General features: G+C 56.3%; 18 protein-coding genes. 8 read left to right on the top strand and 10 right to left on the bottom strand.

Annotation, left to right across the window (positions count from 1 at the left end; genetic code table 11):
• Window positions 1-35 precede the first annotated feature (35 nt).
• The 6 genes from FKCLFG_RS01055 to FKCLFG_RS01080 form a co-directional block, all read right to left on the bottom strand.
• Window positions 36-1,508, bottom strand: coding sequence for an RNA polymerase factor sigma-54 (locus FKCLFG_RS01055; RefSeq protein ID WP_472614400.1), 1,473 nt, complete (start codon window positions 1,506-1,508; stop codon window positions 36-38).
• 34 nt (window positions 1,509-1,542) lie between these two features.
• Window positions 1,543-2,301: an LPS export ABC transporter ATP-binding protein gene (lptB, locus tag FKCLFG_RS01060; RefSeq protein ID WP_472614401.1), complete on the bottom strand. Its 759-nt coding sequence runs from the start codon at window positions 2,299-2,301 to the stop codon at window positions 1,543-1,545.
• Window position 2,302: 1 nt separating this feature from the next.
• On the bottom strand, window positions 2,303-2,851 hold the full coding sequence (lptA, locus tag FKCLFG_RS01065) for a lipopolysaccharide transport periplasmic protein LptA (protein WP_472614402.1): 549 nt from the start codon (window positions 2,849-2,851) through the stop codon (window positions 2,303-2,305).
• A gap of 61 nt (window positions 2,852-2,912) precedes the next feature.
• Window positions 2,913-3,509, bottom strand: a complete 597-nt coding sequence (gene lptC, locus FKCLFG_RS01070) for an LPS export ABC transporter periplasmic protein LptC (protein ID WP_472614403.1) — start codon at window positions 3,507-3,509, stop codon at window positions 2,913-2,915.
• Window positions 3,506-4,051: a KdsC family phosphatase gene (locus FKCLFG_RS01075; protein ID WP_472614404.1), complete on the bottom strand. Its 546-nt coding sequence runs from the start codon at window positions 4,049-4,051 to the stop codon at window positions 3,506-3,508. The genes lptC and FKCLFG_RS01075 overlap by 4 nt, the downstream gene beginning before the upstream one ends.
• Window positions 4,051-5,076, bottom strand: coding sequence for a KpsF/GutQ family sugar-phosphate isomerase (locus tag FKCLFG_RS01080; RefSeq protein WP_472614405.1), 1,026 nt, complete (start codon window positions 5,074-5,076; stop codon window positions 4,051-4,053). Before FKCLFG_RS01080 ends, FKCLFG_RS01075 begins: the two co-directional genes overlap by 1 nt.
• An 84-nt stretch (window positions 5,077-5,160) precedes the next feature.
• On the opposite strand from FKCLFG_RS01080, the gene FKCLFG_RS01085 reads away from it, so the two are divergent.
• Both FKCLFG_RS01085 and FKCLFG_RS01090 read left to right on the top strand, forming a co-directional pair.
• Window positions 5,161-7,146, top strand: a complete 1,986-nt coding sequence (locus tag FKCLFG_RS01085; protein ID WP_472614406.1) for a cation:proton antiporter domain-containing protein — start codon at window positions 5,161-5,163, stop codon at window positions 7,144-7,146.
• Window positions 7,147-7,293: 147 nt separating this feature from the next.
• On the top strand, window positions 7,294-8,202 hold the full coding sequence (locus FKCLFG_RS01090) for an AEC family transporter (protein ID WP_472614407.1): 909 nt from the start codon (window positions 7,294-7,296) through the stop codon (window positions 8,200-8,202).
• A gap of 189 nt (window positions 8,203-8,391) precedes the next feature.
• Here the strand turns inward: FKCLFG_RS01090 and FKCLFG_RS01095 are convergent, their stop codons facing one another.
• Together FKCLFG_RS01095 and uvrA are read right to left on the bottom strand one after the other, a co-directional pair.
• Window positions 8,392-8,670 (bottom strand): acylphosphatase, encoded by a 279-nt coding sequence (locus FKCLFG_RS01095; RefSeq protein ID WP_472614408.1) that lies wholly within the window; start codon window positions 8,668-8,670, stop codon window positions 8,392-8,394.
• Window positions 8,671-8,689: 19 nt separating this feature from the next.
• Window positions 8,690-11,542, bottom strand: coding sequence for an excinuclease ABC subunit UvrA (uvrA, locus tag FKCLFG_RS01100; RefSeq protein ID WP_472614409.1), 2,853 nt, complete (start codon window positions 11,540-11,542; stop codon window positions 8,690-8,692).
• Window positions 11,543-12,116: 574 nt separating this feature from the next.
• On the opposite strand from uvrA, the gene FKCLFG_RS01105 reads away from it, so the two are divergent.
• Both FKCLFG_RS01105 and ssb read left to right on the top strand, forming a co-directional pair.
• Entirely contained in the window at window positions 12,117-13,298 is a 1,182-nt protein-coding gene (locus FKCLFG_RS01105) for an MFS transporter (RefSeq protein WP_472614410.1), read from the top strand.
• A 46-nt stretch (window positions 13,299-13,344) separates the two neighbouring features.
• Complete coding sequence (gene ssb, locus FKCLFG_RS01110) at window positions 13,345-13,839, top strand: single-stranded DNA-binding protein (protein ID WP_472614411.1); 495 nt, start codon at window positions 13,345-13,347, stop codon at window positions 13,837-13,839.
• 141 nt (window positions 13,840-13,980) lie between these two features.
• On the opposite strand, the gene FKCLFG_RS01115 is transcribed toward ssb, so the two are convergent.
• A complete protein-coding gene (locus FKCLFG_RS01115; RefSeq protein ID WP_472614412.1) occupies window positions 13,981-15,147 on the bottom strand; it encodes a mandelate racemase/muconate lactonizing enzyme family protein in 1,167 nt (388 codons plus the stop codon).
• A 111-nt stretch (window positions 15,148-15,258) separates the two neighbouring features.
• On the opposite strand from FKCLFG_RS01115, the gene FKCLFG_RS01120 reads away from it, so the two are divergent.
• The 4 genes from FKCLFG_RS01120 to rfbC all read left to right on the top strand — a co-directional run bounded on the left by FKCLFG_RS01120 (window position 15,259) and on the right by rfbC (window position 19,063).
• A complete protein-coding gene (locus FKCLFG_RS01120) occupies window positions 15,259-16,152 on the top strand; it encodes a LysR family transcriptional regulator (protein WP_472614413.1) in 894 nt (297 codons plus the stop codon).
• A 176-nt stretch (window positions 16,153-16,328) separates the two neighbouring features.
• A complete protein-coding gene (rfbB, locus tag FKCLFG_RS01125) occupies window positions 16,329-17,396 on the top strand; it encodes a dTDP-glucose 4,6-dehydratase (protein ID WP_472614414.1) in 1,068 nt (355 codons plus the stop codon).
• Window positions 17,397-17,480: 84 nt separating this feature from the next.
• Window positions 17,481-18,368: a glucose-1-phosphate thymidylyltransferase RfbA gene (rfbA, locus tag FKCLFG_RS01130; RefSeq protein WP_472614415.1), complete on the top strand. Its 888-nt coding sequence runs from the start codon at window positions 17,481-17,483 to the stop codon at window positions 18,366-18,368.
• A gap of 149 nt (window positions 18,369-18,517) precedes the next feature.
• Window positions 18,518-19,063 (top strand): dTDP-4-dehydrorhamnose 3,5-epimerase, encoded by a 546-nt coding sequence (gene rfbC, locus FKCLFG_RS01135; protein WP_472614416.1) that lies wholly within the window; start codon window positions 18,518-18,520, stop codon window positions 19,061-19,063.
• Between the two features lie 407 nt (window positions 19,064-19,470).
• Here rfbC and FKCLFG_RS01140 read toward each other — a convergent pair whose 3' ends face one another.
• On the bottom strand, window positions 19,471-22,647 hold the full coding sequence (locus FKCLFG_RS01140) for a hypothetical protein (protein ID WP_472614417.1): 3,177 nt from the start codon (window positions 22,645-22,647) through the stop codon (window positions 19,471-19,473).
• Between the last annotated feature and the right edge of the window lies 1 nt (window position 22,648).

The raw sequence follows: 22,648 nt of genomic DNA on the forward strand, positions 1-22,648 counted from the left end.
CAGCAACTGCATTGCAAGGACTTCAGACGACTGGACTACAAAGACTTTCGCAAATTGACAGGTGGGATTTTGAGCGCTTCGCGGTATTTTGCGACGGTACGGCGAGCGATGACCATACCTTGCTCGCCCAGCATGTCGGCGATTTTACTGTCGGAAAGTGGTGTTTTCTGGTGTTCAGCTCCTATCAGTTGTTTGATGAGTGCGCGGATTGCGGTGGAGGAAGCTTCTCCTCCGGTTTCGGTGGCGACATGGCTGCCGAAGAAGTATTTCAACTCAAACATACCATGCGGTGTGAGCATGTATTTTTGGGTGGTGACGCGGGAGATTGTGCTCTCGTGCAGGTTTAGTGTATCAGCAATTTCACGCAAGACAAGAGGCCGCATGGCGACTGCGCCGTGGCTGAAAAAATTCCGTTGCCGCTCGACTATCGCTTGTGCAACCCGCAAAATCGTATCGAAACGCTGCCGCATATTTTTGATCAGCCACTTCGCTTCCTGCAGCTGCGACGTCATCGAGCCGCTTCCCTTGTCTTGCTTGAGGATGTTGGCATACAGCGCATTGACCCGCAGGCGCGGCATGACTTCATGGTTCAAACTGACTTGCCAGCCATTTTTGCCGGGCCTGACTATGACGTCGGGTACCACATAGTCGGCACTGCCGCTGCCGAAAATGGCGCCCGGATGCGGGTTGCATTGCCGGATTAGCGTCTGTGCTTCGCGTAAATCTTCATCGTCGCAATCGAGCAGTTTTCTGAGTTTGTTAAAGTCGCGTTGCGCAAATAATGCCAGGTGCTGTTCGACGATGGCCAGCGCCAGACGGCGCGTAACGAACGGCGCTTTAGGCAAGTGGCGGATCTGCAGCGCCAGACATTCCGACGGGCTGCGCGCGCCAACTCCGGCCGGGTCGAAGCTTTGCAGCAGGGCCAGCGCGAACGTCAGATCTTCCGGTTCGATACCGAGTTCGGGCGGCAAGCGAGCATGGATGGCGTCAAGAGACTCTTCCAGGTAGCCATTGTCATCGAGCGCATCGATCAGCAATTCCAGCAACGCGCGGTCGCGCTGTTGCTGCAAGCTTAAATGGGCTTGCTCCAGCAGGTGCTCGCGCAGAGTGCATTCGTGCGCGCCGAGCTGGGCCCGGCCGTCGTCGTCTTCCGGCGCTTTGCTGGTGCGCGCCACATCGTCAAAACTCCAGTCCGATGCGGCCGTCTGTGCATCGGGCGTATCCAATCCGGCATCTGCTTCGGCGGCGCTGCCGCCTTGCGTACCGGCTGGATCGGTTTCAGTTGAGGCTGTGGTGGCAGGGCTGGTGCTGATTACGCCATCGGCCAGCAAACGCACCGAATGGTCGAGCGGATCGTCCAGCCGTTCCAGCAGCGGGTTGTCGCACAGAATCTGTTCTAGTTCCTGATGCAGCTCCAGCGTCGACAGTTGCAGCAGGCGAATCGATTGCTGCAACTGCGGCGTCAGCGCAAGATGCTGCGAAGTGCGCAGCTGGAGTGATTGCTTCATACCGAAAGGACTTGTCGCATCAGGTGGTTTATCTTCACATGCGGAAATGTTCGCCCAGGTACACCCGCCGCACCGAGGCATCTTCAATGATGTCGTCGGGCTGACCGCTGGCCAGCACGGCACCCTGGTTGATGATATAGGCACGATCGCAGATGCCGAGGGTTTCGCGCACATTGTGGTCGGTGATCAGCACGCCGATGCCGCGCTCCTTGAGGAAACGCACGATGCGCTGAATCTCGATGACGGCAATCGGGTCGATCCCGGCAAACGGTTCATCGAGCAGGATGAAGCGCGGGTTGGTGCCCAGCGCCCGGGCGATCTCGACCCGCCGGCGTTCGCCGCCGGAAAGCGACAGCGCCTGATTTTCGCGCAATTTTTCAATTTGCAAGTCGGCCAGCAGCTTGTTCAGGCGTTCTTCAATGGCAGCTTTCGAGAGCGCTTTACCATTTTCTTTTTGCAATTCCAGTACTGCACGGATATTGTCCTCGACCGTCAGTTTACGAAAAACCGAGGCTTCCTGCGGCAGGTAAGACAGACCGAGTAACGCGCGGCGATGGATCGGCAGGCGCGAAATGTCGACGCCGTCGAGATCGATGGTGCCGGCGTCGGATGGCACCAAACCCACGATCATGTAAAACGATGTCGTCTTGCCGGCCCCGTTGGGGCCTAGCAAGCCGACCACTTCGCCGCTTTTTACTTCCAGCGAGATGTCGCGCACGACCAGCCGTTTGCTGTAACTTTTTTGCAGGCCGCGCACGCTCAGGGTACTGCCTGGGATACTGGATTGGCTCATCTTATTGGCCCTTTACAGTACGCGGCTGGATGGTCACCTTGATGCGCCCGTTGCCCGGCGTGCCGACACCGCTGGCGCTGTTGGTAACGTTGAAGAATTCGCTGCCGCTGTTGTAGGAAATGAATTCGCCTTCGACTTCGTCGATGGTCTTGCTGCCATCGAGCCGCTTGAGCTTTGCGTGCGAAAACAATTTGGCTATTTCTGCCTTGGTATCGTATTCGATCCGTTCTGCCTGTCCTTCCACCCACAGGTTGGGACCGCCATCGCGCTTCTGGCGAAAGGTTGCCACTGCACCCGGTGCGCCGTACAAGGTGGCGAACTGATAGCCGGCCGGGTCTGTCGTGACGACCACCTTGCCTGCTTTCATCAGCAGCGTGCCGCGCGTTAAGACCACGTTGCCGATGAAGGTGTTGATCTGCTTGAGATCATCGTAAGCCATTTGGTTGGCTTCAATGTTGGTCGGCTTGTCTGCATCGGCTTTTTCGGCCAGCGCGCTCGCCGAAAAAATCATCCCGGCCAGCGTCAGGGACATCAGAAAAAACCGTTTCATAACGCTATTCCTATCAAAGAGGGTGGGTTGCCGCAGGCTCGGTGCCTCGGTGCAATAAGCATCAATGCGCCGACGATGCCGGGAGGCTGCCGCGCACATTGCCCGTTACACGCAATTCCCGGGTGGCGTTGTTGGCAAACAGGCCATTGCCCGAGAGCGTGGACTGGCCCAGCAGCACTTTCACCGGCTGGTCCGACTGCATCACATCTTCGTCGGGCAGCAGCAGCAGGTATTCGGTTTCGAGGTGCAGGGCTTGGCTCTGGCCGGAGGCCGGGCGATCGATTCGCACATTCTTGTGCAGATGCATCTTGCTGTTATTGTCTTCGATGATTGCGCTTTCGGCGCGCATCGTCATCGGTGCGCGTGCCTGGCCCGGGTTGATGATGACCGGTTGCGTGATTTGGTAAGAGTCATGCAGTGGCTCGTGGGTGAGCCTGTCGCCGGACATCTTGTAGTGTAGCTGTCCGTTTTTGGCGAGTTGGATGAATTTAAAATTATCGACATAGAAATCAGGCTCGCTGCGGGCAATATTCGGTGCGTTATCGATACTGCTTTTGCGCATCACTTCCAGCACCCAGAAACTGCCCAGCGTCATGACTATACCCAGCGCAATGATTACGATCAGGCGCAGGCGGTAGGTCGCGCCGGCGGTTTTCATGTCAGGTACGGTGCCAGCGCCGCCTCGTAATTGCCTTGCGCGCGCAGGATGAAGTCGCAAATTTCGCGCGCCGCACCGCGCCCGCCGCCGGCTTGCGTCACGTAATGGACCCGACACTGCACTTCGGGGTGGGCGTTCGGCACGCTGGCGGCAAAACCTACCCGGGTCAGGATCGGCAGATCGATCACATCATCGCCGATAAAGCCGCAGGATTGCATCGGGATTCCGGTTTGCGCCAGCAGTTGCTCGAAGGCGTGCCGCTTGTCATGAATGCCCTGCTGCACATGCACAATGCCCAGATCGGTTGCGCGGCGCGCCACGATGGCCGACTGGCGCGCGCTGATGATGGCGGTGGCTACACCCGATTGCTGCAACAGCTTGATGCCGTGGCCGTCGAGTACGTTGAAGCTCTTGATGACTTCGCCTTCCGGGCCGAAGTGCAGGCTGCCGTCGGTCAGGACGCCGTCGACGTCGAAGATCATCAACCTGACCTGGGCTGCGCGCTGCCGGGCGCGTTCGATACGGTCATTGTCCTGCGTCATCAGATGACCTTGGCGCGGGTCAGGTCGTGGATATGCAGCGCCCCGATCAGGACCCCGTCAGTGTCGGCCACCAGCAACTGGTTGATGCGGAATTGTTCCATGATTTCAACCGCTTCCACCGCCAGCTGGTCGGGGCCGATGGTGCGCGGGTTGGCGTGCATCACATCGGCGATCAGCAGTTTGCTGAAATCCTGGACATGTTCGATCAGGCGCCGCAAATCGCCGTCGGTAAATACGCCGACGGCGTGAAACCCGTCGTCCACCACGGCGGTCATGCCGATGCTTTTGCGGGAAACTTCCAGCAGGGCGGCGCTCAACGTGGCGTCGACCGTTATGGCCGGAACCGCGTCGCCGCTGCGCATGACATCGCGCACACGGGTCAGCAAGCGGCGGCCGAGTGCGCCGCCAGGGTGCGAGCGGGCAAAATCTTCGGCCCGGAAGCCGCGCGCATCCAGCAGCGCCACCGCCAGCGCATCGCCCAGCGCCAAGGTGGCGGTGGTGCTGGCGGTCGGAGCCAGATTCAGCGGGCAGGCTTCCCGGTCGACCCGGACGTCCAGATGCACATCGGACAGCAGCGCTAGGCTGGAAGCATCATTGCCTGTCATGGCGATGTGTTTGGCGCCCATGCGCTTGATGATCGGCACGATAGCCACCAGTTCCGCCGCTTCGCCCGAATTGGAAATCGAAATGAAAACATCCTGCGCGGTCACCATGCCGAGATCGCCGTGCGCCGCTTCCCCCGGATGCAAGAACAAAGCCGGAGTGCCGGTTGAGGCCAGGGTCGAGGCGATCTTGCGGCCGATGTGGCCGGATTTGCCCATCCCGGACACCACCACACGACCGCGGCAAGCGAACAAAATAGCGACAGCCCGGCCCATGCGGTTGTCATCGACGCACAGCCGCTCCTTAAGCGCCAATATCGCATCAGCTTCGATTTGCAGCGTTTCACGCGCCAAATCGAGCGCGCGCAGCGCCTGGGCGGGACCGAATTCTGTTGGCAAGTTTTTTGCAGTAGGTTGATTCATACTGAAAGTATAATCGAATTAGCAAAGCAAAAAACCTGCCAGTGGCAACAAAGCTGTCTGCCCTGCGCCAACTTATTAAAAATCATGTTCTCAGCCCTGGAAATTACCCTTATTTTGTTAAGCGCCGCCGTGTTGGGCGTGGTCGCTTTTCGCATGCTGCAAATGCCGCCGATGCTGGGGTATCTGGTGGTAGGCATGCTGATCGGGCCGCACGCACTCGGTTTGGTGGAAGACAGCAAAAATACCCATCAGCTGGCGGAATTCGGCGTGGTTTTCCTGATGTTTTCGATTGGCCTGGAATTCTCGCTGCCGAAGCTTTTCGCCATGCGCAAAACCGTGTTTGGGCTGGGCATGGCGCAGGTGCTGTTTACGATTGTCGCCACCATGGCATTTGGCTGGATGATGGCGACTTTGTTGCCGCAGCTGATGTCGATCAGCTGGCAGGCCTCGTTTGCATTGGGCGGCGCGCTGGCGATGTCATCGACCGCGATTGTGTCGAAGATGCTGACCGAACGCATGGAACTGGAAAGCGAACACGGGCGGCGCATTATCGCCATCCTGCTGTTTCAGGATCTGGCGCTGGTGCCGTTGCTGATTATGGTGCCGGCGCTGGCCGGGGATCAGGGGCATTTGCTCGAAACGCTGGCCTGGGCCGGCTTCAAGGCGGTGATTGTGCTGGTCTTGCTATTGTTCATCGGCCAGAAGCTGATGCGCTGGTGGTTTCAGGTGGTGGTCAAGCGGCGCTCGCAAGAGCTGTTCATGCTCAATCTGTTGCTGATCGTGCTGGGAGCGGCCTGGATTACCGAAATGGCCGGCTTGTCGCTGGCGCTGGGCTCGTTCATCGTCGGCATGCTGATTTCCGAGACCGAATACAAGCATCAGGTGGAAGAAGACATCAAGCCGTTCCGCGATGTCTTGCTCGGCCTGTTTTTCATTACCATCGGCATGCTGCTCAACGTTACGCTGGTGTTGCAGAACTGGTGGCTGGTGCTGTTATTGCTGCTGGTGCCGGTGCTGTTCAAGTTCGTGCTGATTGCCGGCCTAGCCAAAGCCTTTGGCGCTTCCGCCGGAATTGCGTTGCGCACCGGGCTGGGACTGGCGCAGGCGGGTGAATTCGGTTTCGTTTTGCTCAATCAGGCCGGTGCCCTGCGGCTGGTCGATCCGTTCATCATCCAGCTGATTTTGGCCGCGATGGTGTTGTCGATGCTGCTGACGCCGTTCATCCTGGCAAAGTCGGACGCCATTGTATTGAAGCTATCGGCCAACGAATGGATGGTCCAGTCACTGGCGCTGACCCAGATTGCCTCGCGCACGATGTCGAACCAAAAGCACGTGATCATTGCCGGCTTCGGCCGTGGCGGACAGAGCCTGGCCAAGCTGCTCGAAGAAGAGGGCCGGGCCTATCACGCGCTGGACCTGGACCCGGAACTGGTGCGCGATGCGCAAGCGTCAGGCTCGCATGTCTCGTATGGCGATGCGGCGCGCCGGGAAAGTCTGGTCGCGGCCGGCATCAATCGCGCCGCCGTGCTGGTGGTCACTTATGCCAGCACGCCGTCGGCGCTCAAACTGTTGCATTGCGTGCATGAGTTGGCGCCGAATCTGCCGGTCATCGTGCGCAGTTACGACGATGCCGATCTTGAAAAATTGCGCGCTGCGGGCGCTACGGAGGTGGTGCCGGAAGCGATTGAAGGCAGCATGATGCTGGCTTCGCATGCGCTGGTGCTGCTGGGCGTGCCTTTGCGTCGCGTGGTGCACCGGATCAGGGCCGCGCGGGGCGAGCGCTATGCATCGTTTCGCGGTTATTTTCACGGCATGGCGGTAGACGCCAATGACATTGATTACTTGCAGATACGCTTGCGCACCGTGACGTTAAGCGATGAGGCCAGAGCAATAGGCAAGTCGCTAGAGACGCTGGAACTCGACGCCATAGAGGTCGACATCATGAACGTGCGCCGCGGTCTGCAGAATCTTGCGTTGTCCGCCAACCTGATTCTGGCGTTGGGCGACATCATCGTGCTGCGCGGCACCATCAGGGCAATAGCGCTGGCAGAAGCGCGTTTATTGAAGTGAAAATGGTGGCGGGTACGGCTTCATCGCCCCGCGCGCGCCAGACGAACCGCCACCCAAGCAAGGTGGCTTTTCCAATATCGTTGTGCATGTCCGCGTGGGCGCAAAAGCGTGCCCATCCTATGAAAATAAATAACACCAGGAAATCAGATGGAAGTATTTGAACGCATCCTCGGCATTATCTTGCCGGTTTTTTTCATCATCGCGATTGGCTTTGCGTTTGCCCGCTTTCGCGGCTCGGCGGCCAAGTCCGATATGGCTGCGGTGAATCGGATCAGCATGGATGTGCTGTGCCCGTTGCTGGTGTTTACCGCGCTGGCGGCAAAAGATTTCAACCTGGCCCAAAACGCCACCCTGATTCTGGCCGGCGTGCTGATTTCGCTCGGCTCCGGCTTGCTGGCATGGCCGGTGGCGCGCTTGTTTGGCTACGATCCGCGCAGCTTCGTGCCGCCGATGATGTACAACAACTGCGGCAATATGGGGCTGCCGCTGGCGGTGCTGGCGTTTGGCGAGACCGGCCTGTCGGCAGCGGTGGCGCTGTTCATGGCATGCAACCTGATTTACTTTACCGTCGGCGTCAAGGTTCTTGAATCCGGCCGTGCCAAAAGCGGCGCATCCCACTGGGCTTTCCTGAAAGGCCCGATGATGCTGTCGATGATCATCGGCGTGATTTTTTCGGTGGCGAAAATCCCGATCCCGGCACCGCTGTTCCAGGGCATGAAAATGCTGGGAGAGGCGTGCATCCCGATCATGCTGTTCGCGCTCGGCGTGCGCATGCTCGACATTACCTTCCAGAGCTGGCATATCGGCCTGGTCGGCGCCATCGTCTGCCCGCTTGCCGGGCTGATCGTCGCCTTCGGGCTGGATCAAGTCCTGAGCATGGACCCGGCGCAGCGCGGCCAGATGTACCTGTTTGCCGCGCTGCCGCCGGCCGTGTTCTGTTTCATGATGGCGGAAAAATATCAGCAAGAGCCGGACAAGGTGGCCTCGATTGTGCTGCTAGGAAACCTGGCTGCGCTCGCCTTCGTGCCGCTCGGTTTGTGGATGGGTTTGCGTTGAACCAGGCTACGGGAAACTTGTTATAGATATTATTACTGCATCCTAGTATGGAAAAAAACACGGTATTTCGCGCACGTTTGCATTTGTGTTTTAAAAATACCCCTATAAAACAGCAGGTAGGATGGGTGCAACCCATCGCATTGGGCGGTCGATCAGGATGGGTTTCACCCATCCTGCGAAACTTCCGACCTACTTATTCGGCAAGATGTGAAACTCGCCATCCGCGATTAACCCATCATCGGCTTCAGTCACCGCCACACATTGCACCTGCGCGCCGGCCGGCCCATGCTCGGCCCAGGCGATGATGTGCTTGAGTGCCTGCGTTTCGCCGGCAACGCTGGCTTCGACCGAGCCGTCGAGGCGGTTGCGGACCCAGCCGGAGAGCTTCAGCGCGCGGGCTTGCGTCGTGAAGGCGGCGCGATAGCCGACGCCTTGCACCAGACCGACGATACGCATGTTTTTTGCCATGGATTGCTCTCCTGTCGGACTATTTCTTTTGCAATAACGGTGCCAGATATTGCCCGGTGACGCTGGCCGGATTGGCCGCCACTTGTTCCGGAGTGCCGGTCGCAATAATCTGGCCGCCGCCGGCGCCGCCTTCCGGGCCCAGGTCGATCAGCCAGTCGGCGGTTTTGATCACGTCCAGGTTGTGCTCGATGACGACGATGGTGTTGCCCTGGTCGCGCAGCCGGTGGATCACTTTCAGCAGCAGGTCGATGTCGTGGAAGTGCAGGCCGGTGGTCGGCTCGTCCAGGATATACAGCGTGCGGCCGGTATCGCGTTTCGACAGTTCCAGCGATAGTTTTACCCGTTGCGCTTCGCCGCCGGACAGCGTGGTGGCGCTCTGGCCGAGCCGGATGTAGCCGAGGCCGACATCGAGCAGGGTGTGCAGCTTGCGCGCGATGACCGGCACCGGCTTGAAGAATTCGTGCGCTTCTTCGACCGTCATGGCCAGCACTTCGGTGATGTTCTTGCCCTTGTATTGCACTTCCAGCGTTTCGCGGTTGTAGCGTTTGCCGTGGCAGACGTCGCACGGCACGTAGACGTCGGGCAAAAAGTGCATCTCGACTTTGATCACGCCGTCGCCCTGGCAGGCTTCGCAGCGCCCGCCCTTGACGTTGAACGAAAACCGTCCGGCCGAATAGCCGCGTTCCTTGGCCATATTCACGGTCGAGAATAGGTCGCGGATCGGCGTAAACAGGCCGGTGTAGGTGGCCGGATTGGAGCGCGGCGTGCGCCCGATCGGGGCTTGATCGACCGAGATTACCTTGTCGAAATGTTCCAGACCCGCAATCGATTCGTGCGCGGCCGGTTCCGCGTGCGAACCGTACAAATGCCGTGCGGCGGCCAGATACAGCGTGTCGTTGACCAGCGTCGATTTGCCCGAGCCGGAGACGCCGGTAACGCAGGTCAACAGGCCCACCGGCAAATTCAGCGTGACGTTTTTCAGGTTGTTGCCGGCCGCGCCCGAGATGATGAATTGCTTGTCGAGGTTGACGGCGGTGCGCTTGGCGGGGGTGGCGATTTCCAGCGTGCCGTTCAGGTATTTTGCGGTCAGCGATGTTTCGCTTTTCAGGATGTCGGCCAGCGTGCCTTGCGCGATCACTTCGCCGCCATGGATGCCGGCGCCGACGCCCATGTCGACCACCCAGTCGGCGGTGCGAATCGCGTCTTCGTCGTGCTCGACCACCAGCACGCTGTTGCCGATGTCGCGCAGATGGCGCAGGGTGTCGATCAGGCGATCGTTGTCGCGCTGGTGCAGGCCGATCGAGGGTTCATCCAGCACGTACATCACGCCGGTCAGGCCGGAGCCGATCTGGGAGGCGAGGCGGATGCGTTGCGCTTCGCCTCCGGACAAGGTATCGGCGCTGCGGTCGAGCGACAGGTAATCGAGCCCGACGTTGTTGAGAAAAGTCAGGCGCGAGATGATTTCCTTGACCACCCGGTCGGCGATTTCCTTTTTTGCGCCGTGCAATTCGAGGCGCTCGAAAAATGCCAGCGTGGTGCGCAGCGGCATGCCGGCAACTTCATAGATCGCGCGTTCCTGCGCGCCGCTGCCGACCTTCACGAAGCGCGCTTCGACCCGCAGCCGCGCGCCGTGGCAGGACGGGCATTGCTTCTCGTTGATGAATTTGGCCAACTCTTCCTTGACCGCCATCGAATCGGTTTCGCGGTAGCGCCGTTGCAAATTGGTGACCACGCCTTCGAACGTGTGCTCCCGGATCACGCTCTTGCCGCGCTCGTTCAGATAGGCGAACGGAATCTTGTCCTTGCCGGAGCCGTACAGCACCATCTGCTGCGCTTCGTGCGTCAATTGCTCGAACGGCGTATCGAGGTCGAAGCCGTAATAATCGGCCAGACTGGTCAGCATCTGGAAATAGAACTGATTGCGCCGGTCCCAGCCTTTGACCGCGCCGGAGGCCAGCGACAGATTCGGGAAGGCGACGATGCGTTTGGGATCGAAAAACTCGATATGGCCGAGGCCGTCGCACTCCGGGCAAGCGCCCATCGGATTGTTGAATGAGAACAGGCGCGGCTCCAGCTCCTGCAGCGAATAGCCGCAGTGCTGGCAGGCGAATTTGCTGGAAAACACTTGCTCGGCAGCGCTGTCCATTTCCATCGCGATCGCGCGACCGTTGGCCAGCCGCAGCGAAGTCTCGAACGATTCCGCCAGCCGCTGCTTGATGTCGTCTTTTACCTTGACGCGGTCGACCACCACGTCGATCGTGTGCTTTTCGGTTTTTTTCAGCTTCGGCACGTCGTCGATCTCATAGATTTTGGCTGCGCCGGTGCCGCTTTGGACCCGGAAACGCACAAAACCCTGGGCCTGCATTTGCTCGAACAAGTCGAGATGCTCGCCCTTGCGGTTGGCCACCACCGGCGCCAGGATCATCAGCTTGGTGTCTTCCGGCATCGCCAGCACCGCATCGACCATTTGCGACACCGATTGCGCGGCCAGCGCGGTTTCCGGATGGTCGGGGCAGTAGGGGGTGCCGACGCGGGCGTACAACAGGCGCAGATAATCGTGGATTTCGGTGACGGTGCCGACCGTGGAGCGCGGGTTGTGTGACGTTGCTTTCTGCTCGATGGAAATCGCCGGCGACAAGCCTTCGATCAAATCCACATCCGGCTTTTCCATCAATTGCAGGAACTGGCGCGCGTAGGACGACAGCGATTCGACATAACGGCGCTGTCCTTCCGCGTACAGCGTGTCGAACGCCAGCGACGATTTGCCGGAGCCGGACAGGCCGGTAATGACGACCAACTTGTTGCGTGGCAAGTCAAGATTGATGTTTTTGAGGTTGTGCGTGCGCGCACCCCGAATGCGAATTTGGTCCATGTACAACTTTCTGCGGTTTGGTTCTTGGGGGCGAGAAGACAGGACGAAACCGGGCACTGGAGGCATGGAGCGCTGCGGGTTTTCGCTGGGTCATCTGCGGCTGAACTTGTATTGGGTACTGGATATCATGCGCTGCTGGCGCAACACATGCATTGTCCACGAAAGACACGAAAAGCACGAGCCGGACTCACAATCCGATGATTTTCGTAAAAATAAGGAGTATCTTCATTTTTATGGCATTCTCCGCATAGTCTAGTTGCGTTAGTTAAATATACTACTAGCTAGTAGTAGCATGGGTGAAAGCCACGCAGTTTGATCGCACGAAAAGCGCGGGTCTCACCGCACTGTCTTGCTTTTCGTGTCTTTCGTGGACATTGTTCTTCGCCATGATGAAGATACGTAACATCCGTTGGTATTTTTAAAGCGGCAAATCCGGCCTTCGCAAGCAGGCCGGACAATCAACCTGATACTATAGCTTCTTTTAAAATCCGCTGTAAAACCCGCTTCTTCTCCCATATCGTCACTATTGCACATGTCTGCCAATACAAGTACAAGTCACACCTTGCCCGCCGCCATGACGCGCGCTGAAATCAAATCCACCACTTCGCTGGCATCTATTTTCGCTTTGCGCATGCTCGGCCTGTTCCTGATTCTGCCGGTTTTTGCGATCCATGCCAAAACCTTGCCGGGTGGCGACAGCGCCTTCCTGATCGGTCTGGCGATGGGGATTTACGGCCTGACCCAGTCGTTCGGGCAAATTCCGTTCGGCGCTGCGTCCGACAAATACGGCCGCAAGCCCGTCATCATCATCGGCCTGATCCTGTTTGCGATCGGCTCCTTCATCGCCGCTGCCGCCGACGACATGCTGTGGATGATTATTGGCCGGGCGATCCAGGGCGCCGGCGCGATTTCAGCCGCCGTGACCGCTTTCATCGCCGACTCGACCCGCGAAGAGCACCGCACCAAGGCCATGGCGATGGTCGGCGGCTCGATCGGCCTGACCTTTGCCTTTTCGCTGGTGGCTGCGCCCTTGTTGTACAAGGTCGTCGGCATGGGCGGGATTTTTGCGTTGACCGGCATCTTGTCGGTGCTGGGAATTCTGGTGGTGCTGTATCTGGTGCCCGCCGCGCCGGCGCGGCCTGCTGCGCGCGTGCCGTTCTCGGCCGTGTTGCGCAACAGCGAACTGATGCGCCTCAATTACGGCGTGTTTGCATTGCATCTGATGCAGATGGCGATGTTCGTCGTGGTGCCGCCGGCGCTGGTGAAGTATGCGAATCTGCCGGTAGCCGAGCACTGGAAAATCTATTTGCCAGTGGTGCTGGCCTCCTTCGTCGTGATGCTGCCGCCGATCTTCATCGGTGAAAAACGGGGCAAGATGAAGCAAGTGTTCGTCGGCGCGATTGCGCTGCTGCTGTGCGTGCAGCTCGGGATGTGGCAATTTCTGACCCATCCGATGGCATTGATCGCGCTGTTGTTCGCCTTCTTTGTCGCTTTCAATATCATGGAGGCCAGCCTGCCGTCGCTGGTGTCGCGCATTGCGCCGCCGGCTGCCAAAGGCGCGGCGCTGGGTGTGTATAACACCTTGCAGGCGCTCGGGCTGTTTTGCGGCGGGGCATTGGGCGGCTGGCTGAAACAGGTTGCCGGGCCGAATTCGGTCTTCATCCTCGGCGCAGTGTTGACGGTAGGCTGGCTTATAATCGCATTCAATATGCAGAATTTACCGCGCCGCAGTAAGCCTCAGGTTGCGGCCGTCTAGTACTGAACGTCCAGTACCAAACACCACAGAAAATCAGGAGAATCACATGGCCTCAGTCAATAAAGTCATCATCGTCGGCAATCTCGGACGTGACCCGGAAATGCGCTACATGCCCAGCGGCGACGCCATCGCTACCATTGCCGTGGCCACCACCGACAGCTGGAAAGACAAAGCCACTGGCGAAAAGAAAGAAGCCACCGAATGGCATCGGATCACCGCTTTCGGCAAGTTGGCTGAAATCATGGGGCAATACCTGAAAAAAGGTTCGCAAGTGTATATAGAAGGCAGCCTGAAAACGCGAAAATATACCGACAAGGATGGCGTTGAAAAATACGCGACCGACATCCGCGCCGACACCATGCAAATGCTGGGCAGCCGTCAGGGCAGCGGCAGCGCCGGCATGGATGACGGCGGCTACAGCAGCGCATCGGCCCCGCAGCAACGTCAAAATAGTCCGCAGCAACAGCAGTCGCGGCCACAGGCTCCAGCCGCGCGGCCGGCATCGAACTTCTCCGACATGGATGACGATATTCCGTTCTAGGACATACATTATTGAAAATGTAGCAAAAGCCCGCGAAAGCGGGCTTTTTTACTTTGTAACGAGAAAAACTGTTGATGATAAATTTTTAAGGCAGGAACGGCGTTGCCTCGCCGGCTTGTTCATCGATATGGCGAGTGGCTGTTACTCAGCCAGCTTGACCATCTCACGATACAAATCAGCCTTGCCTTCGAAGCCGATACCCGGCAGTTCTGGCAGGATGATGTGGCCGTTGTCAACCGCGACGCCGTCCGGGAAGCCACCGTAGGGCTGAAACAAGTCGGGATAGGATTCATTGCCGCCCAGGCCAAGGCCGGCTGCGATGTTGAGCGACATCTGATGGCCGCCGTGGGGAATGCATCGTTTCGGTGACCAACCGTGCTCGCGCAGCATGTCCAGCGTGCGCAAGTATTCAACCAGGCCGTAGCTCAGGGCGCAATCGAACTGCAGCCAGTCGCGGTCCGCGCGCATGCCGCCGTAACGAATCAGATTGCGTGCGTCCTGCATGGAGAACAGATCCTCGCCGGTTGCCATCGGGTTCTTGTAATAATTGCGCAGTGTCGCCTGGAGCTCGAAGTCGAGCGGATCACCCGGCTCTTCGTACCAGAACAGGTCGTATTGCGAGAGCGCCTTGGCGTAAGCCACGGCGGTATCGAGGTCGAAGCGTCCGTTGGCATCGACCGCCAGCTTCTGGCCGTCCTGCAGCACGCTGAGCACAGAATCGATGCGGCGCAGGTCCTCGTCGAGCGAGGCGCCGCCAATTTTCTTCTTGACCACCGTGTAGCCGCGGTCGATGTAGCTGCGCATTTCATCCTTCAGCTTGTCGTGGCTCTGGCCCGGATAATAGTAGCCGCCGGCTGCATAGACAAAGATCTTCCGGTCCGGCGTGCCATTGCCATAGCGATCGGCCAGCAACTGGAACAGGGGCTTCCCTTCGATCTTGGCAACGGCGTCCCAGACCGCCATGTCGATGGTGCCGATCGCGACCGAGCGCTCCCCGTGGCCGCCCGGCTTCTCATTGGTGAACATGCAGTTCCAGATCTTGTGCGGGTCGAGGTTGGCGCCGCTGTCGTCGATCAGGCTTGCCGGGTCCGCTTCTAGCACACGCGGAATGAAGCGTTCACGCATCAGCTTGCCCTGGCCGTAGCGGCCGTTCGAATTAAAGCCATAGCCGATCACCGGTTTGCCATCGCGGATGACGTCGGTCACTACCGCGACCAAGCTCAATGTCATTTTGCTGAAGTCGATGTAGGCGTTGCGGATTGGGGAACTGATGGGTACGGTTTTTTCGCGGATTTCAACGATTCTCATGAAGTGTCTCCTAGGATTGTGGACGAAGCTGGTTTTACAGGGCAGGTGCCAAGCTTACTCTTCAAACATGAAGATATAATTCGCCTCAATTAAAACCATTATTAACTTCAAGTGAAAATTGAAACCGCCCCTGACTTGACGTTCTTTGTGCTGCTTGCCAAGCTGGGCAGCATGTCGGCAACTGCGCGCGAACTCGGCCTTACCCCGCCGGCCGTCACAAAACGCCTGATGATGATGGAGCAGCGCCTTGGCGTGCGCCTGGTCAACCGCACTACGCGCCGCATCAGCCTGACAAGCGAGGGCGAGAGCTACTTGGCCCAAGCGACGCAGATCCTGGGTAGCATCCGCGATATGGAGGAATCTGTGTCAAGCGGACGAGTCGCTCCGAAAGGCTTGTTGCGGGTGAACGGCACTCCGGGGTTTGGTCGCACCCGAATTGCGCCCCTGGTGTCGCAGTTCGCGCACGCTCATCCAGAAGTCGAAGTAGAACTGCAGTTGACCGACCGGCCGATCAGTCTGGTCGAGGAGGCCTACGACCTTGCGATCCGTTTTGGCGAACTGCCTGACACGCGACTCAGTGCACGCAAGCTCATGTCGAACCGGCGTTTCTTGTGCGCCTCGCCAGCGTATTTGAAAAAAGCAGGCGAGCCGCAGACACCTGCCGAGTTGCATCGCCACCGTTGCATCCTTCACCGACAGAACGATGACGTGTACGGCACCTGGAGACTCGAAAAGGGCCGCAAGGTTGAACTGGTCAAGGTAAGGGGCGCGGTATCGAGCAACGACGGCGACGTTGTAATGAATTGGGCTTTGGATGGCCACGGTATCGTGCAACGCTCCGAATGGGACGTAGCAAAATACCTCGCTAGCGGTCGTCTCAAGGAAGTCATGCCGGGATATTCGCTGCCGCCGGCCGATTTGTATGTCTATTATCTAAGCCGGCGCAATCTGCCGGCGAAGGTGCGCGCGTTCATTGATTTCCTGGTGGCCGAATTTAGCTGCTGAAAGACTCTCTTGAGCAATCTGCTCTTGCCAAAATTGGGCGTGCGCCAAGAGTTAAGGCTGCGTTTTTAATCTCTGAATGTGCAGATGCCTGCGCTTTTTCTGCCTGGAACAGCGCGCACTTTCGCTTAAAATGGTGCGCTGCGCTAAAGTAGCGTGTCGGGATCAAGGAGCATTACATGATATTAGTCACTGGCGGCGCCGGCTTTATCGGCGCAAATTTCGTACTCGACTGGCTGGCACAAAGCGACGAGCCGGTCGTCAATCTCGACAAGCTGACCTACGCCGGCAACCTGAACAACCTTGCGAGCCTGCGCGACGATGCGCGCCATGTGTTTGTCAAAGGCGACATCGGCGATACGGCGTTGGTAGCCAGCCTGCTTGCCAGCCACCGGCCGCGTGCGGTGCTGCACTTTGCCGCCGAAAGCCATGTCGACCGCTCGATCCTCGGCCCGGCTGCCTTTATCGAAACCAACGTCAACGGTACTTTCGCTCTGCTCGAAGCGGTGCGCGCCTACTGGGGCGGCTTGCCGGAGGCGGACAAATCCGCATTCCGCTTCCTGCACGTTTCCACCGACGAGGTGTACGGCACGCTCGGCCCGGACGATGCACCATTTACCGAAACCACCGCTTACGCGCCCAACAGTCCGTATTCCGCCTCCAAAGCCGCATCCGACCATCTGGTGCGCGCCTATCACCACACTTATGGCTTGCCGACGCTGACCACCAATTGCTCCAACAATTACGGCCCGTACCACTTCCCGGAAAAGCTGATCCCGCTGATCATCACCAATGCCCGCGCCGGCAAGGCGCTGCCGATCTATGGCGACGGCCAGCAAGTGCGCGACTGGCTCTATGTTAGCGACCATTGCGCCGCGATTCGCCGCGTATTGGCAGCCGGCCGGCTGGGCGAAACGTATAACATCGGCGGCTGGAATGAAATGGCCAACCTCGATGTAGTGCACACCCTGTGCGACATCCTCGATGCGCTTGATCCGAAAGCCAATGGCAAGGATGGATCGAATACTTATCGCGACCAAATCACCACCGTCACGGATCGTCCCGGCCACGACCGCCGCTACGCCATCGACGCCGGCAAAATCGAGCGCGAACTGGGCTGGAAACCAGCCGAAACCTTCGAGACCGGCATCCGCAAAACCGTGCAGTGGTATCTGGACCATCAGGAATGGGTGCGCGACGTGCAATCCGGCGATTACCTGAAATGGGTGGAAAAACAATACGGCTGATGTAACTTGTCGGATGGGTTTCACCCATCCACCGTAGATAGTTCCTGCATATAAACAGTAGTAATTTTTAACATACTCATTAATATGAAACTTAAACGCAAAGGCATCATCCTGGCCGGCGGCTCCGGCACCCGTTTGTACCCGGTCACGATGTCGGTTTCCAAGCAATTGCTGCCGGTGTACGACAAGCCGATGATTTATTACCCGCTGACCACACTGATGCTGGCAGGCATGCGCGAGATTCTGATCATCTCCACCCCGCAAGACACCCCGCGTTTTCAGGAGTTGCTGGGCGATGGCAGCCGGTGGGGCATCAACCTGAGTTACGCGGTGCAGCCGACGCCGGACGGTCTGGCGCAAGCCTTCATCATCGGGCGCGAATTCGTCGGCGACAGTCCTTCGGCGCTGATTCTGGGCGACAACATTTATTACGGTCATGAGCTTGATGCGAAACTGAGTGCAGCCTCCGAGCAAACGGCTGGCGCAACCGTCTTTGCCTATCATGTGCAAGATCCGGAACGCTATGGCGTGGTTGAATTCGATGCGCAACGCCGCGCCGTCAGCATTGAAGAAAAGCCGATCACGCCGAAATCCAATTACGCGGTGACCGGCCTGTATTTTTACGACAGCCAGGTCTGCGACATCGCCGCCAACATTAAGCCATCCGCCCGGGGCGAACTGGAAATCACCGACGTCAACCGCGTCTATCTGGAGCGCAACCAGCTCAATGTCGAATTGATGGGGCGCGGCATGGCATGGCTCGATACCGGCACCCATGAATCCCTGCTTGAGGCAGGCCAATTTATCGCCACCATCGAAAATCGCCAGGGACTAAAAGTCGCCTGCCCGGAAGAAATCGCCTACCGCAAAGGTTATATCGACGCCGCGCAACTCGAAAGTCTGGCGCAACCGCTCAAAAAGAACGGCTACGGCCAATACCTGCTGCGCCTGTTGAATGACAAGATATTTTGAGTATCTAGGTTGTGTATAAGCGGGGAGTATCATATTAAAATGGCACTTTTCCACATATAAATAAGGCGACATAAAAAATACATATTACTGTATCTAAACTATATACAGAAATGCAGCTTGCTCACAAAAATACCCACCGAATAAACACTATGCAAATCCAGACCACCGCCATCCCAGACCTGCTCATCATCGAACCCAAAGTCTTTGGCGACGACCGCGGCTTTTTTTATGAAAGCTTTAATGAACGCCGCTTCACTGAGCTCATAGGCGTCAAGACCAATTTCGTGCAGGACAACCACTCCAAATCCGCCAAAAATGTGCTGCGCGGGCTGCATTACCAGATCCAGCAACCGCAAGGCAAACTGGTGCGCGTAATTGCTGGCGAAGTGTTCGATGTCGCCGTTGATATCCGCAAAAGCTCGCCCACCTTCGGCCAATGGGTCGGCGTCACGCTCACCGCCGACAACCAGCGCCAGTTATGGATACCGGAAGGCTTCGCCCACGGCTTCGTCGTCACCAGCGCATCGGCGGAATTCCTGTACAAAACCACCGATTACTGGGCGCCGGAATTCGAACGCAGCATCCTGTGGAATGACCCAGCCATCGGCATTCAATGGCCGATAGATGCGGAACCGCTGCTGTCCGGCAAGGACAAAGTAGGTAAATTGCTTGCCGAGGCCGATGTCTTCGCATGAAAATCCAGCGCACCGCCTAAATCCCCTCGCGCCTGGCAGGAGCGCATCCGGGCGCGAAAGCAGTCGCCAGACTGCAGCCATTGATCGCGCCCAAGCACGCTCCAAAAAACGTGCCATTTCGACAGTATTGGCACAAATCGCTTAGTTCAGGCAGGTATAATCACCTCCCCCGCAGTATCTAAAATGGTAATCGTTTTCGAGCCCAAGGCATGTCCTGAGTATTTCGGAAGGGCGCCTCTGCCAAAGATGCCGTCTGTATCATGTTTGTCTGGTTTTCCAATCAGTGAATTCGGAGGCGCGCAAGCCGTAACGCGCCAGCACGCCCTCGTGTATGTTCGGCTGATCCCAACGATTCCTGTCATTGTCAAATCATCCCATCAGTCCTCTAAACGCATCGGAAAGTGCTGTTATAAGTGCCGTTGAAAAAAACTCATACCTTTGACGCTAAACGCACCACATGCAGATGCGTTATCAAGATCAATGCGAATTCCTTTGATATGTTTCATTGTCAACCAACGAGGAGAAGCATCAAGGGGGATAATCAGAGACCCGTCATCCGCAGTGAATCTTACGCTGGAGGCTTCAAAAGGACCGTTATGATCATCTCCCCACCAAAACACTTGTATTCTTGGTTCCGCGCTCCTGCTTACGCACGAGAAATCGAATCTTAAAAGACCAGCATCACGTCCGGAAAGGCCAAGACTCGAAATGTCGAAACTAAGTAGAGGATCAATTCCAGTGACTTTGTAGCCACCATTTTCAGGACTCAGTTGAAAAAGACTCGGAGACAGTCCATCAAATCCCTTGATTAGTGTCATTTTCTTCTCTAAAGATTTCTCTGAGCTACCCCATGCAATCGGAATTTTCTGAAAATCTGATTGTGCGAATGCTTTCTGGAAAAGGGACACGCTGTATTCAGCTTCTATTTGTGTGCTAACGGCAATCTTAATCCGATTTGGGTAAGCAGCTACAGCCGGATCAATAACGGAACCATCAAGCCATATCGCATTTCCTTCAATCCAGACTCTGGTAATTTTTCGAATATCACTAGTTCCAATACGAACTCGAGCACCTACTGTGGGGAGGGGCATCAGTGCAGAGTCTGCCACGATAACAGCCGGTTCCAGACGATGGATGCCCTGATCCCAATTTACATCCGTCAGATTTTTGACAGCAACATCAATCGTTGACTCGTGATTATTACCTTTTCCAATTTTCTTGTAGCCAATAATGAATCCATCTTCGAGTCTTGGTGTGTAGTTATCAAGAATGAATCGGTACAGATATGGATTACGCAACGCAAGACCGCCGCCATCGTGAATAATATTAGCTCCATCTAGGAGCACCAATCGCGGCAAGTTTTGCGAAAGCAGTTCTACTGCACGTTTTTGCTGAGATGGCGACACCATGTTGTATGGAGCAGTTACAGCCATCATTGGCCTTCGATCCAAATAAAAGTACTGCGCATTTCGAGATGTTAAGTCGAGGTAGCTTTCATTCAGTGCAAGCTTGCTGTTTAGCAGTGCGTTCAGCCTAGTGAGACGGTCCCAGTGCTCATCCTGAACGGTAGCTTTCCCAATATTGAATAGTCCTGCACTATGTCCGTCCTTTAACGGACCAGTGCTAATCTGAGCAGATGCAGCTGAAACTAAATTGGAAAAAGAGAGAGGCGCGAAATTCAAGGTGGCACTCATGCAAGCTACTAAGAGAATTAGTGGGGCCCTGTTCGCAGGTTTTAATAAACCCCACACAGCGAGGGGGAGCAAGATCGCCCAGCCGAAAATTGCAACAATACCGGGCCTCGATACGCCGCCAGGATCAATACGTCCCATAGAGTATGGGATTAGTAACAAAGCAAATAAGAGAACAACGATGGCTGGAAAAAGGACATTTTTTCGAGCTGTCTGATCTTTCATGCTCACGTAAATTATTGCCAAGCACGCAACGGGAATTGCCGCCCAGGACATGCGGATGGCTTCAAATACAAAACCCGTCTTTGCCCCTACATTCCAGCTTAGTGCCCAAGGTACGCCATAAGCTACTTGATTGATGGGGCCATTTTCCAATACGTAACGGATAGCGCCAAACAACATGGGGACCAATGGTGTGACAAGCCCTAAAACAATGAGGATCGTTAAAGATATTCCAATACCCCTCCATGCTCTCTCTTCGGGGTTGCGCCAAAGGTGCCATGCAAAATTGGCAGCCATAACTCCAGACGCCGCAACCAACAGTAGACCTTGGCCAGGCACGCCTAAAATGACAATGGGTGTTGTCAGCATCCAGATGCACAGCCATTTTGTCGGATTCATCCTCAACGAACGGCTAAACCACAGGCAGAGAAAAGGGGTGAAAAAAAGCCAAGCAATATAGCCGCCAACGAAAAAAGTCGATATAAAAGCAAGTCCTATGCTGCCAGAGAAGCGGTAGATAGACATAAAAGTAGCGAACCCTAGTAATGCATAGCCTAAACGACTCGCATCAATAAAGCTTCCAGCCGTGCCATCATAAAAAGTAAAAGAAAGGAATGCAGCGAGGTCGTCTGGTATCACCCCATGCGCTGGCACATACCCTACATAAGGAATTGCGCCATGCAGATAAGACCACCAGCCAAGCACCATTTCGCCAAAATGATAGTCATCAGGGCTAATATGGGGGGAAACGGTATTCCCAGCCTTGAGTGCCACCAAAAGTGCAAACAAGGCTACAGGTGAAAGTAAATGCGCCCAGTTACTATTAGTGCTTTCAGAGTATTTTCGGTAGCGGCGTACCACGTCAAATATGCCCACTATAATTATTCCTACTACGAGAAATTTGAGTCCCCACGTAGTTTGGTACTTTGTAACTACACCATTGGGCTGCAAAAGCCTGGCAGGATAAAGGGTTAGGAATAGTGTTGGTAAGCCAACTTGTCCTATTAGGGTAAGTTTCGGTAAAAAGCGCGATAATTTTTCTGGATGGCGTATTGCATAGAACAATCCAGTAACTATCCCAAATCCAATGATGATGTACGTCGCCATCTCATAGCGAGCAAGATTAATGTTGCCAGCTAACGTCATTGGTGCCCGCCCAAGTACAAGAGCGATTTCTAACGGTATGAGACCTGTGAGAATAAATGCGAACGCGCTTAAACCAATAAACTCTGGGCTAATATTTATTCGTCTCGATGCGTTATAGGCTGAAGCGATTGCAATAAAGCCAATGCCGACAGCAGAGATGGCGAATAGTGTTTGGTCGATTGTTGCGCCTAAAATCAGGCTGGAAATAGCGGCAAAAGATGGTATAGACCACCATATCAATTGATTAGACAGTTTGGTGGCGTAGTCGCTGCCAAATTGCTGTTTTTGCTTGCCCAACTGAAGCGATAAAAATAAAAATCCAAAAAATAAAACTGCAATAAAGACTGGTGCTGCAATAAGATCTTGCAGCTTTGTGTCGGCTCGCCAGGTAATGTTTCCGACAATAAAATCAGTATAGGTTGGCGCAAGCGTCAGCTTGAGACAGGCAAAAAGTGCTAGAGCGGCGAGAACGCATGAGGCGGCGGCGACGGCAAGTTTTTCCGCAGTCGAAAGTTGATTAAGCATT

This window comes from Gelidimonas denitrificans (assembly GCF_055694065.1).